At 36.6% G+C, this 13,356-nt stretch carries 9 protein-coding genes and 1 pseudogene; 6 read left to right on the top strand and 4 right to left on the bottom strand.

Annotated elements, in window-relative coordinates:
* Positions 1–73 precede the first annotated feature (73 nt).
* A complete protein-coding gene (locus FVA72_RS11045; RefSeq protein ID WP_004254330.1) occupies positions 74–538 on the top strand; it encodes a YaiI/YqxD family protein in 465 nt (154 codons plus the stop codon).
* A gap of 105 nt (positions 539–643) precedes the next feature.
* Positions 644–1,297, top strand: a complete 654-nt coding sequence (locus tag FVA72_RS11040; protein WP_004254329.1) for a LysE family transporter — start codon at positions 644–646, stop codon at positions 1,295–1,297.
* An 85-nt stretch (positions 1,298–1,382) separates the two neighbouring features.
* Here the strand turns inward: FVA72_RS11040 and mnmH are convergent, their stop codons facing one another.
* A complete protein-coding gene (gene mnmH, locus FVA72_RS11035) occupies positions 1,383–2,474 on the bottom strand; it encodes a tRNA 2-selenouridine(34) synthase MnmH (protein WP_110591732.1) in 1,092 nt (363 codons plus the stop codon).
* Positions 2,475–2,630: 156 nt separating this feature from the next.
* Between mnmH and FVA72_RS11030 the strand changes: the two genes are divergently transcribed.
* Together FVA72_RS11030 and FVA72_RS11025 are read left to right on the top strand one after the other, a co-directional pair.
* Positions 2,631–2,894 (top strand): DUF3811 domain-containing protein, encoded by a 264-nt coding sequence (locus tag FVA72_RS11030; RefSeq protein ID WP_004254327.1) that lies wholly within the window; start codon positions 2,631–2,633, stop codon positions 2,892–2,894.
* A gap of 82 nt (positions 2,895–2,976) precedes the next feature.
* The gene (locus tag FVA72_RS11025; RefSeq protein ID WP_094960555.1) at positions 2,977–3,510 is read left to right on the top strand and encodes a beta/gamma crystallin-related protein; all 534 of its coding nucleotides are present in this window, start codon (positions 2,977–2,979) and stop codon (positions 3,508–3,510) included.
* Positions 3,511–3,540: 30 nt separating this feature from the next.
* On the opposite strand, the pseudogene FVA72_RS11020 reads toward FVA72_RS11025, so the two are convergent.
* Positions 3,541–3,942: pseudogene (locus FVA72_RS11020) on the bottom strand (FCD domain-containing protein); the annotation flags it as partial.
* A 69-nt stretch (positions 3,943–4,011) separates the two neighbouring features.
* On the opposite strand from FVA72_RS11020, the gene FVA72_RS11015 reads away from it, so the two are divergent.
* Both FVA72_RS11015 and FVA72_RS11010 read left to right on the top strand, forming a co-directional pair.
* Complete coding sequence (locus tag FVA72_RS11015) at positions 4,012–4,527, top strand: enolase C-terminal domain-like protein (RefSeq protein ID WP_243154697.1); 516 nt, start codon at positions 4,012–4,014, stop codon at positions 4,525–4,527.
* Positions 4,528–4,677: 150 nt separating this feature from the next.
* Entirely contained in the window at positions 4,678–6,078 is a 1,401-nt protein-coding gene (locus FVA72_RS11010; RefSeq protein WP_110591733.1) for an ISNCY family transposase, read from the top strand.
* Positions 6,079–6,207: 129 nt separating this feature from the next.
* Here FVA72_RS11010 and FVA72_RS11005 read toward each other — a convergent pair whose 3' ends face one another.
* Both FVA72_RS11005 and FVA72_RS11000 read right to left on the bottom strand, forming a co-directional pair.
* Positions 6,208–7,659 carry a hypothetical protein gene (locus FVA72_RS11005; protein ID WP_110591734.1) on the bottom strand — a complete coding sequence of 484 codons (1,452 nt, stop codon included), beginning with the start codon at positions 7,657–7,659 and terminating at the stop codon, positions 6,208–6,210.
* Positions 7,656–12,488, bottom strand: a complete 4,833-nt coding sequence (locus FVA72_RS11000) for an AAA domain-containing protein (protein ID WP_110591735.1) — start codon at positions 12,486–12,488, stop codon at positions 7,656–7,658. The genes FVA72_RS11005 and FVA72_RS11000 overlap by 4 nt, the downstream gene beginning before the upstream one ends.
* Between the last annotated feature and the right edge of the window lie 868 nt (positions 12,489–13,356).

Below are 13,356 nucleotides of genomic sequence, written 5' to 3'. Positions count from 1 at the left end.
ATTTTCTTAAGCCTGTGATTTTGTTGTCTGGTATCATATCTCATTATATATAATCACTATTTGGGAAATCATAATGATAATTTGGGTAGATGCGGATGCATGTCCAAAAGTAATTAAAGAGGTTTTATACCGTGCAGCAGATAGAGAAAAAGTGCAAATAACATTTGTTGCAAACCAGCGTTTAACGGTACCTCCGTCACCTTTTTTAAAAACCTTACAGGTACCTGCAGGGTTTGATGTAGCTGATAATGAAATTGTGTTGCGAGCCCAAAAAGATGATTTAGTGATCACCGCAGATATCCCATTGGCCGCAGAGGTTATAGAAAAGGGCGCAAATGCATTAAACCCTCGAGGAGAACGCTATAGCGAAGCTACCATTCGTGAGCGCCTTAATATTCGTGATTTTATGGATACCATGAGAGCCAGTGGCATCCAAACGGGTGGGCCTGCAAGTTTAAACCAGAAAGACAGGCAGCAATTTGCTAATGAATTAGATAAATGGTTGTTGCAACGTAAAAAATCATTAGCGTCATCATAAGCCAGCACATTTTCTGATTTAAGCTCAGAAAATGTGCATAGTAAAACAGAATTACTCTCTATGCCGTGACTATAATGGTTAACCTTAAATTTTTGAAGAAAAATAATGGATCCATTACACAGCATTATCATCACGCTATTCTTATTTATACTGACCTTTTTTAATCCTGGGGCAAATTTGTTTATTGTGGTGCAAACCACATTAAGCTCAGGTAAAAAAGCGGGGTTAACCTGTGGCTATGGCGTGGTATTAGGCAATGCCATTTATTCAGGTCTCGGTTTATTTGGTTTGGTCACATTAATGGCGGAGTTCGGCTCATTATTCTCACTCATTAAGATTCTGGGTGGTTTATATTTACTTTATTACGCAGTGAGTGTTTTCAATAACAAAACACAACTCAATCTGTCCACCGAAAATACTATGGAAAGTTTTCCATCAGGTGTCTACTTTAGACGGGGTTTGATTTCTGATTTATCAAACCCACAAACCGTTTTATTTTTTATGAGTATTTTTTCAACGACAATTTCCCCATCAACACCATTATGGACTAAGTTAGTTATTTGGATGGGAATTGTTATTGCATCACTAATTTGGCGGATAATTTTATGCCAAACATTCTCTTTAACCTCTGTGCGTAGAACTTATTCACGCGTTCATAAAGTTGTCGGCAAAGGCGTCGGGCTAATTCTTGGAGGATTGGCTACAAGGTTGATTTACCAAGGGGTTAGCGAGCTGGTAGTAAAAAAATCACCATTCTAGGTTTTATGATCATGTTCAAGCCATTACGATATAAAATAGCCTCAGACCCCATACGATGAGGCTATTTGCAGTGAAAGAAAATGCATCATTGTTGATGAGTTAGCCAATGTTCAACTTCTTTATAATTACCACGGAAAATGATGCGATGCTGCTTTTTACTTAATTGATAGCAATACATTGGGTCATAGTATTCATTCAACAATGGAATTAACCACGAAAAATGTGTTTGGGTATCACCAGTTATTTTTTGGTCTGCTAAAGCAAGATCAAGTAAATGGGTTAATTCAATTGTCCGCTGTGAGCCTAAACGTTTGCGAATGGCTAATAGGCCATGGTGCAGATAGTCACTATATTCCTGCCAACCTCGTTCGAAACCAAAAGTTGCTAAAAAATCTTGCGTCATACGGTCAAAATATTCATATTTTAAACGCTCAAGACGTAGTTCAAAGGGGTCTTCAATAATAGCGATTGGCGCTTTTTCCATTTGTGTGCGTAGTTCAAGAGGTAGGCTATTCGCACCAATGGCACGTCCTTCATCTTCCAGTACCCAACGCTGACAGTGTTGGGCTTTCTTCAATAAAGCGACCGCTAAATAATTTTCAAATGTGGCCTGTGAGTGTTGTTGTTGTAATGTACGGCCAAAAGAAGAGCCGCGGTGGTGTGCGAGACCTTCTAAATCAATTCCGTTCGCGAGTTGATGGACTAAAGTGGTTTTACCATTACCGGTACAGCCGCCCACTAAAATGATAGGGCGCTGGACCAGTTCATTGATGGCATCAATTGCGGTTTGTCGTAAAGCTTTATATCCACCGTTAATAAGAGGGTATTCAATTCCCACCTCTTTTAGCCACGATTGCACGATATGGGAGCGCATTCCACCACGCGCACAGCAAATATAACCATGGGTATTTTGTTGGCAGGCTTCTTTCCACGCTGTGATCCGCGCAATTTTAATATCACCACTGATAAGTTGGTGGCCTAACTCAACGGCTTTAGTAGAACCTTGTTGTTTATAGCATGTACCAACGGCAGCACGTTCATCATCATTCATCAACGGAAGGTTAATCGCATTAGGCATCGACCCTTGTTGAAATTCGATAGGAGCTCTGACATCGATGAGTGGTGTGTCAGTAGTTAAGATTTGGCGAATATTTTGCGAAGACGAGGTTAATTCCATAATAACAGCGAGATTCTTTAAAGTTGCAATGAGGTTACTATACTCTTAATCCTATTGCTTGGCATTAATGTTAGGCTTAAAACAATGGTTAGTGTTTTATTGCCTAATAATGATATATTGTTGTTAGGTATTTTAATATGAGTAAGGGGTAATACAATGAAGATGTTAACGATTCAAGAAATGACCGAAACTCAAAAAATCCAAGTGCGTACAAGGCTTGCTCAAGAAAGGAAAAAACTTGGCCGTGAATTAACAAATTCCGAGCAGAGCAAAGTAAGAAAACAAATCATTACCGAAATATCTCAAGAAGTCGAAAAGCAAACGAAAAAATTACGTGCAGAAAAGAAAAAAGATAAGTTAGTTCCCAGCGATGCAAGTTACAGTTGGTCTTCTCAAAATCATAAAAGAGGGTATCGCTAATTTTTAATCAGAGTGTTCCGCTAGTGATTTGCATTAAGTAATTGTAATTTTACGCTATTCAAATCATTAAAAGACCTCAAAAATGAAAAAGATTGCGTTATTATTATTGTTATTCAGTAGTTTTACTGTCGCAAAATCTAATTATCATGGGAAACCATCCCGTAATGATTCTGTTGTTGTGCATGTTTGCGCTTTATCTCCTTTTTCTAATTTCTATGCAGAAGCTGCAATGTCTGAACAAACAGCGCGACACAAAACCTCTCGACGCTGTGAATTAGGGCAAGGGCAAGGTAGTATTTTTTGTAAAGCTCAAGATGCGAAATGCAGCACCAGTAAATTATCGTTTGGTGATCAATATATTGAAGAAAGCCTAATTGTTTACGCTAAATCCTGGCAAAAGGGCGATTATATTGAAGTATTTGACGATATTCCGTATCTTTCCCGTCACCATTTCTCAGATAAAATAGCCTCTTATACTATCCCTGACGGCTGGATTGTCCGTTTTTACGAAGGCGATAATTATACAGGAAAATACCATACGGAGATGGGCGGTTCGCACAATACGCTAGGATATAGCCAAAAAACTCGCTCAATAAAAATTATGAAACGACCTTAAAAAAGTCGTCGACTGTTATTGCTGGTGGCTCTATTGTTCTCTTTTTTTATCGACGGCTAGATTAAAATTAACTTTTTTATTTTGATTACGGATATGTTCTTTAATTTCTTTTTCTAATAGCGGTAAATCACCCGTACGAATTTTGTCTAATAGCACATGGTGTTCTTGGATAATTTCTTCCATTGGCTTAGTGAATGTTGATATTCCAATAATAATAGTGAGTTGTTTTGCCACATTTTCCCATAAAGACGTTAATGTCTTATTACCGCTTAGTTCACATAATGTACGATGAAAATGGACATCGCTTAGAGAAAAAAGATAGCTATCTTCGAGTGTTGCCGCTTTGGTCATTTGATTAATGCATTCTGTTAATTCAGTAATACATTGCGTATCTAAATGTTTTTCCTGAGAAATAAATCGCCTGACGGCATGTAACTCTAATAGAACTACCGGTCAAAAGTTCAACCTTATTGTTCGTTGCTGATGGAAAAGCCAGATGTTATGCACAAGGTGATCCTAGAATATAAGTCATTAGGATTTAAAGCATTCAAAATTGGTTGGGGACCTTTTGGCCGCTGTAATGACCAACAATTAGACCGCGCAATTGTTGAAGCTGCAAGGGATGCAGCAGGGCAAGATTCCCAACTATTTGTTGATGCAGGAGCGAGCGATGTATATTGGCCGAATGGCTTAAAATGGGCAATCCAAACCTCACACATGTTAGCTGAATATCAGGTAGGTTGGTTTGAAGAAGCTTTACGACCTGATGATATTGAAGACTTCAAAGTGCTGCGTAAAGAGAGCCCTGTAGCCATTGCAGGAGGTGAAGTGTTAACTCGCCGTCAAGCTTTCTTGCCATGGTTATCGCAAGGAGCGTTTGATATTGTTCAGCCGGATGTGACTAAAGTCGGTGGAATTTCTGAGCAACGCCGAATCGCATGGCTAGCGGATGAGTTTGGCGTGAAATATGTCGGCCATGGCTGGAATACGGCAATGGGGCTTTTCTATTTAACATAATATGCATTATATGAACCTAAGTGTGTAGAGGCTCAATGCTAATGTCTATTCCTGGCTCAATCTAAATGTCTGCACTATATTTATCTATGGGGTTAACCTTTCTTTTTTCGACGTGGGGAAAGAAAAAGGATATTTCCTGGAGATATGGTCATGAGTGCAGAAAGCTCAGGACGATTCACGTTGAAAGAATTAAACCGCATTAAAGTTCTGCAAGATGTCATTGATCGCAACATGACACCAGGTCGTGCTGCCATGATACTCGGTATTACACCACGTCATTGTAGCCGACTGATAAAGCGCTACCGTGAGCATGGCCCCTTAGGTATGAATAACATTTCTCGAGGCAATCCGAGTAACCGTTTATTGCCAAAATCATTCACTGACCAAATTGTAGATATCGTTAAGAAAAATTATCCTGACTTTGGACCTACGCTAGCACGCGAAAAACTAGAAGAAATACATGGGCTGACTATTGGTAAAGAAACACTTCGTCGGCTGATGATCTGTGCAGGTTTATGGATCCCGAGAAAAATGCGAGCCCCAAAAATTCACCAACCCCGGTATCGACGCCCTTGTACCGGTGAATTGATCCAAATTGATGGCTGTGACCATGATTGGTTTGAAGGACGTGGTCCAAAATGTACAGCATTAGTCTATGTTGATGATGCGACAAGTAAAATCATGGAGCTCCTTTTTGTCCAGGCTGAATCCACATTTACATACTTTAATGCCACTCGGCGTTATATTGAGAGACATGGAAAACCATTGGCACTTTACAGCGATAAGGCTGGCATATTTAGAATTAATAACAAAAATGCTATAGGTGGTGATGGTCATACTCAGTTTGGTCGGGCTATGCATGAGTTAAGTATTCAAACTATTTGTGCAGAAACCAGTCAAGCAAAAGGCCGAGTTGAACGTGCGCATAGCACACTTCAAGATCGCTTGGTTAAAGAGTTTCGCCTTAAGAAAATCAGTTCAATCGAGTCTGCAAATGCATTCACTGATGAGTTTATGGCTGATTATAATCATCGCTTTGGCAAGCTCCCTCGCCATGAATATGATGTACATCGACCTCTAGAACAAGATGAGGATTTGGATACCATTCTTACAATCAGAGAGTACAGAAAAGTCTCTAAAAACCTTACTGTTCAATATGATAAGATTATTTATCTAATTGAAGATACTGAACATAGTCGGCGAGCTATTGGTAAATATATCGATGTGTATCACTATCCTGACGAACGTAAAGAACTGCGATTGAACGGCATCCCCCTTCCCTTTATCACATATGACCGGCTATCTGATGTTGACCAAGGTGCTATTGTGGACAATAAACGGCTTGGTCGAACTCTCGAACTCATTAAAACAGTTGTCGATGATAAGAGAGATAACCGGCGCTCACAATCTGTGCCAGCTGGAAATGGGCCGTCACGACGCAAAGAAAAAGCGCCGGGAAAAAAATCCCAGCGCTCTATCGATCAAAATGATATGTTAGAAGCCCTTGTTAAACTTCAAGGGCGTTCAAAGGAGGTTTTTGGTAAGAAGTAATGATTTCAGTTTACAATCTACTGAGTCAAATCCATTGCTTAGTAGCCTTGCGGAACAACAGCTACACATTTAATTATAGGATTTCTGGTTAGACTCAGAGTATGATAACCCTATGTTTTTCCAGTCATACTATAAACCTTGTTGAAGTATTGGAATTAAATACTTGTTTACAATTCTATGATCTTCTTTTGTATCTTTTTTTTCAAAAAAATTATTATACTTAGGTTGAGATTCAGTCCAGTTCAGAAGTTTATTAGAAATCTCATGAATTAAATGAGGCTCAAATGTTACATAACCTATTGGAAGAGAAACATCTCGTTTATCATTCAATTTGAAATGGAATAAACTGGCAACCATCAATCCGGGAATAATGATGAACTCTGCATCTTCCCCACCATACTGGGCCGGCAGATCTATGAGTTCAGCATTAGATAATTTCCAGAAATTATTACTGAGTACCATAGACTCCTGAAAACTTTCACAATACATACATAGAACAACCTTTGATGTTTTTTTTCTTTTGTCGAATAAATTATGGATGCCATCTATTAATTTATTAAGATCAGTAGTTTTCCCCCACGTTTTAGAGTTTGAATTAGCGAGCCAAAGCATACCTGAACTATCTTGTTTATTTTTGAATATAGGTTCAAGACGACTAAATAAAACTTCAATATTCCTCTCTGTATAAAAATTACCAAGTAACATGAAAGTATTGTCATTTATTTTAGCTAACCCATGTTCATAGTGGTTAACTAAGGTTTTAATATCGAGCGTCCTACTATTATCATCCCAATACTGAACTATGAAAGGGTCTTTTGAAGAAGTTAGGTAATTATTAAAGCTATTATGCTGATCTTTCGTAGTATTAACTTCAATAGAGGAATCCATAATAGAAAAAAAGGACTTATCGTTATCCCATTCATCGATCGTTTTTGAAACATACTCCATTTTCAAAATGTCTGGTGAATCAGAATTTATAAAATATTCAACTTCAAGAGGAAGGGTTGAATCATATCTGTCAGACACTTGGTTTATTTTATAAAGTTCTTTTATGTCTGAAAAAACATCTTCTTTTAGAACAAGCTCTCGAAATAAGTTGAAGTTTGTATCAAAGGCACTTTGAGCTTTATTTAGTAAATTATGATAACATTCATCTGGTAAGTTGAGTGAAATACTAAAATCTTGAGATCCGGAGCGTCTAACATCGCTAGATAATATTCTAAAATTGAATAATTCAAATTCAACAGGTGAAGCCTCATCTGTTACTTCAAAGAAAGTAGGTCTCAGATTTCCATCTTCTTCTGTAAACTTGCTCATTGCATAGTAAGTAAGTTTCAACTTACCCTCTGTCCATTCAATGAGATTCTCTTCTTGTAAGTCATCAATAATCGCTAGAATTTCTTTATTAGTCAATCCAAAGTAATTTTGAATCGTATCTATAGTCGTTGAAGATAATGAATAAATTAGCCGTATCACAAACTCTTTAACTACAGGCAACTCTCTTTTCTTACTGACAGTGTAATCGATAAAAAATGACTTCATGGGTAAACCAAAGCAAACTTTATTTAATTGGATTTTCATTTTTTGACCTCCAATGTCTGCGAATTTACAATAGAATACTCTTTTTCATTATGTTCTGAAATATACTTGTACACTCGACCAAAGGCAGATCCTTCATTGTGATGATGCCACATATCTGAATTTCCGATTATAAATAACGCTTCTTTAGCGCGAGAAATAGCTACGTTAGCTCTATTTTCTGACACTACATGACCTTGGCTACCACTAGAATTACTTCTGACCAGAGAAACAATGACAATATCATTTTCTTTGCCTTGATAACTATCGACCGTATCTACCTTTATTATTCCTTTCTCTAGTAAAGTTCTAGCCCAAGCTACGCCATTGATTTCTCGAATCAGGTATTTAACTTGTTCACCATACATACAAATAATGCCAATTTTAGGATCATCACTTTCAATAAGGAGGTCTTCCGCATTTTTGTGAGTAGATAATTTGTATAAAACTTCTAGTATAATTTCTGTTTCATATTTATTAACGTAGCTGTTTTGATTGGCGTTTTTTGTGGTTGGCTTGGATTCAAATGAATTTTTTTTAGTTTTGCTGGTATCAATCCAAGTTACTGGGGTACAGATATCCCCAAATAACTCTAAATAAGCTTTTTTGGTTTCACTCCGGCCTGTTTTTAAACCACCTTCTTCTATATAAAAACATTCCGATACTAGATTTCCAACCGCTGGTATCATTCGATATTGAATCCTCAAAAAACGTCCAACAGTTTTTCCATAGCTGGAAACAAAAGCTCTTTCAAAATCACTGCGCTTTAGCTCATCAGTACTAACATTCGGTAATATCCTTTTGGCAGCTTTGATATGCTCTTCATCAAACAATGGGGGCAGTTGCTTGTGATCTCCAACAAGAAGAATTTTACGCCCTACTTGCATCGCAATTGCGAGCTCGCTTGCTGGCGATCTAGCAGCTTCATCAATTACAACTAAATCATAAACATTTTCTTGGATTCCATAATGGTTCCGGCCTATACCTACACAAGTACCACATACTAAGGTTCTAGTTTTTGATAAGAAGTTTTGGAATTGAGATTGACTAGAAGCCATCACACTGAGCCATTCATTTGATATGGATATGATATTTTTAAATTTTGAGATTAAGTCTCCTGAGAAGATTTCATAATGTCTAGCAAGAGCTGAATATATGAATTCCCTGTAGTGCTTAAGTTCAATATTATCTAGATTTAGATTCATTCCTGCTCTACGCGAAAAAAATTCTGGCAGTTTTATATCTATCATCTCAATCTGTTTCATTAAAGAATTTTTCGAATTACTATCTGTATCCTTTAAACGAGAAATAATACGATCTAAATTGATTCCAAATGATCGTTCAAACTCAGTGGCAACACGAGTAAACTCCTCGTCAATACCTATTTCTTGCGCTACATTTATGATGCGCTCTTCATATTCAGCTTTAAATCTATCCCTATAGTGCTCTTGAAGAGCCTTTTCCCCTACGCTATCAAGCTGTTCAGAAAGGACATGTTGATCACCAAGACGTACGATATCTATTTCGGTCCCATTTCTCTCGAATAATGATTTTACTTTTTCTGTAGCATTGTTGATTGCCTCATGAGACTGGCTTACCAAAAGTACCCGTCGTGCACCGTTAGAAATACAATAGTGAATAAAAGAACCAATAAATGCCGTTTTACCAGTTCCAGGAGGCCCTTGAAGTAAGCTAATTGGGCCGTATTTATACAATCCCTTGAAGGCGTCTCTTTGCTGTCCATTTAGCTTAAAAACCACATTGCCATTACTATCTAATTCTGTATATGAATCTAGTTCGGTATCAGTTGGTTCTGCTTGTTCAGTTGGTTTGATATCGACTCCTGGTGAAAAGTAATCTGCAATGTTAGTAATAACACTTCGGTTATTAACAAGATTTTCTGTTGCTGTTTTCCTTTTGTTTAAAGATGACGCCGTTAATGCACCTTCGAGAACCAAGGTATCACCTAATTCAATTCGAGCTTTTCCCCAAAGATTTATTGCCATCGAATTTGAACCAATGTCTACAATAGTTCCTATTCTCCGAAGTTCACCATGCCTATCGGCATATACAAAAACACGTTCAGTATTAAGATTAAAATCTAGCGAAGTTCCTTCACTAGTATATTGAAAAGTAAACTTATCACCTTGAATTCTAGGATCTGTAGATATTTCAATTCTGGGGTTGCTTTCGTGCTCTGTATCAACAAGAGCTTTCCACACATCCCTAGCATCTGTCACCTTTGAGCTCTTGATATTAGTTAGGGCTGGAGTAATATTTACCTCAGTATTTAACTCTTTCTTCAATAGCTCGTTATAAACAGGACTTCCTAGGATAACATCAAAAAAGTCATTAGAAGCCTCACTTTGGGATTTGCAAAAAACGATCTCACCATTTAACTCTAGAATTGATTTCTTTTTATTTTTGATAAAATCATTATGCCTAATCTCATCAAGGGTGGCTGAGACAATAAATTTATTTTCTGGATGAATCCATAAGCTCAGCCTATGTTTAACACCAGTGATTCTAGTTAAAACTAAATCGTTATTTCTCCCCTTATTTATCTCAATATCTAAATAATATTTACCATCATCAGATAGTAGTTTTTCTTGTTTTACTTGAAGATTTTTATGAAAAAGATTGTAGGTAGTAATAAGTTTGAGTGGAGTAGGTGCGATTATTTGCTCTAATTTATCGTGTAACTTTATGATTTCTTGGCTTGATATTTCTGAAAGTTCAAGCAATTCGCTTACATATTGCAGTAAATGTGTTAAGTGTTTTAAACTAGCCAGCTCATAAATTATTTTTACTACAGCATAGCGATCTATGTTTGCCTTAGATATATATTCATGATTAGCCGGAGCATAAGTAGGAGTGTATTTATTTTCATCAAGTTCGATAATGTCAATAAATGTCAAGTCATTTTCATTAATAATTATATTGCCTGGGTGGATATCGCCGTGATATATGTTTGAGGAGTGCAACTCAAGTAGTGAAGATAATAATTGCTTAATATTTAGCTCAGGTTTTTCAAGCAAGTCAGAGGTAATAAACTGTTTCCATGTCATACCATTAACCCACTCAAATTGGAAAAAAGCACAGGTCATTTGTGGGTTAAATCCATAATCTATAATTTGAGGTAAACACTTTAAGTTTGCATTTTTCCTAATATCAAGTTTGTTAAAAAATGATAACAACTGATTATTAACTCCACCATCAGCTGAAATATCATTAACACCAAACCAAGCCTTCAAACCATATGTGTTATCACCAGATTTTAAAAAAGTTAAAGTCCCTTCAACCTTAACTGTACTAAATGTTCCGAAATCAACATATATATTTTTTGATGAATAATAATTAGAAAGTAGACCTAATTTATCTTCACAATCAATTTCACCTATGTTTAATAATTTATTTAGTTCTGTTAAAGCTTCTCGTAAATCCTTAAAACGAGCAGCGGCTTCGAGTTCTAATCCTCTTTCAAACCATTGTTCAAGCCTTAGGCTAATTGGATCATCTTTAATTGGCTGCCATAAATAAATACCATCATCCTTCATTGGGTGTTTACCAAATGCTATATAGTGGCAGGCAACTGTAGCTAAATATACATCTCGAGTAAAATGTGTTCCGTCAATATCTTCATACAACTCTTCAGGTGTAACTATTTGGTTATGTTGAAGAATCTTTCTTATATTTGATACTGTTTTATTTTGAGGGTCTGGGTATGTTGCTGTTAGGAAATTTGATAGCACAACCTTACTTGGCAGTGATAACCAGATACTATGATTACCAAGGTCACGATGTGCGACGTCAATATCATGCAGGCTTGCAAGACGACTGACTAGTGCTTGAATCAGATTTAGTCTATTCTCTTCAGTAAGTTTTTTACTGTTTTTTCTGATAAATGTATCAAGTCTTTCTTTTTTATTCGGCCATTCATATAGCTCAACGAAGTCAGATGATAACTCAGTTGGTAAATATTCTAGCCTTAGATATATATCTTTGAGATCTTCATCTTGACTACTTATGTATCCTAGGACATCTCTTTCTCTATGCGCAATGAGTGATCTTTGCTCTGGCGTCTTAGCATGTTCAATGATACACGGAGCTGTGAAGTTCCACCTACGCATGATAGCTTTATAGTTATGGTTGTCAGAGCGTTGGCTTTGATATTCGGCGTATAAAGCTTCTCTATGTTGAAATAAAGGTTGTCCTTGTAGAATGTAATTATTGACTGAGTAATTTTTTGCTTTAAAGTCAGCACTGTTATTAGAGAATATTTTATCCCATTGCTTTAAGTTTTTATTAGGGGCATCTTCCTTTCGTTTAATCATTGATGACTTATCTTTGAAGTATTGCTTGTAAACAGTTTCATCACCAATTTTTGAAAATTCTTCCAATGTGAATACGTATTCTTGTTCATCTGATGGAAGGTTGTCTTTTGTAGCTGTTCCACAAAGCACCACACAATGATCTACCCATGGGACAAAACGGTTATTTAACCTCTCCTTTAATTTAGTGGCTAAAATTTTCGCAGACCTACTTGCTTGCCGTACACCATTACTTCGGTGTTCTTCTCGACCATCAGGAAACTGAACAACCCATTTACCATCTTTAGAAAAAATTTTTCCTGACCACTGTTTTAATTCAACATTTATGATTCTATCATGCGTTATTAGAATTAAATCACCTTCAAACTCTTTACTCTGCCTGCCTCGCATTTCCAAAGATGAATAACCTTTCCAATTATTTGGCAAAGTAGCCTCAAGCTTTTCATTAGCCTCTCTTTCGTAACCATTAATCCCCAACGGATCCAAGCATTTTATTTCCATCATTTGTCCTGTAAAATAATCAAGCTAGAAATAGCGATAAAATTGACCATTTTTAGTTAATAAAAACAATATTATTACCATTGTTAGGCTCTATTTGTAATAAAACACTGAATATATAGTCCTATTGACAAGGCATCTAGGCCCCCTGATGTCGCCACACCAGTGGAGGTATTTTGATTTTAACAACCATGTGGGAGAGTGTTTTTATCAAGAATGATATCTGATGATTAGGTGCATCAATGCTCAATAAAGTGACATCATTATGTGGATTCGATGTGTTCAAATGTGTGAGAGTATCCAGTATCATTGCGTCTTTGTCACCTTTAATCAATTCTACCATATCCAAAAAGATATAGACGACGCGTTCAATCTGGTTGGCAGCAAAGTGTTTCATAACACTTGGGTCAAATATTGTAGAGTATTTCTAATACTACCATATAGTTTCTCCATGAGACATTCCTAATGAGCCAGCGACTAGACATTTCTATCGAGCCTTGACATAAGTGTGAAATGAAAAAATCCAGTGTTCTGGTTGGTTAATCGTGTTGGCTTGTTTAGGCTCTAAATCGATGTTATTTCCATCATCTGCATAACCCGCTACACGTTGGCGAGTTCATCAGCGAAACCTTAGCGTAATCAAAGCTTGAAGGTCTTAACAAAAAATTAATTATCTTTTTTTATGTTGAGTTTTTTACAAATAACATTTTTTATGTGAAATAATCCTATAAATGATATTAAGAATAAAATTAATGCTGTTCCAGCGCTGTCGAAACCAAGATTCTGAAGGGAAAAATATATTGATATTGATATGAAGACTGAAATAAATATATTCACCCACATGAAAATTTCCAAGAACATTAAGCTTATC

It is taken from the genome of Providencia sp. PROV061 (genome assembly GCF_011045655.1).
Taxonomy (GTDB): domain Bacteria; phylum Pseudomonadota; class Gammaproteobacteria; order Enterobacterales; family Enterobacteriaceae; genus Providencia; species Providencia hangzhouensis.
The sequence above is the reverse complement of the archived record's forward strand: the minus strand, read 5'-3'. Positions and strand labels throughout refer to the sequence as shown.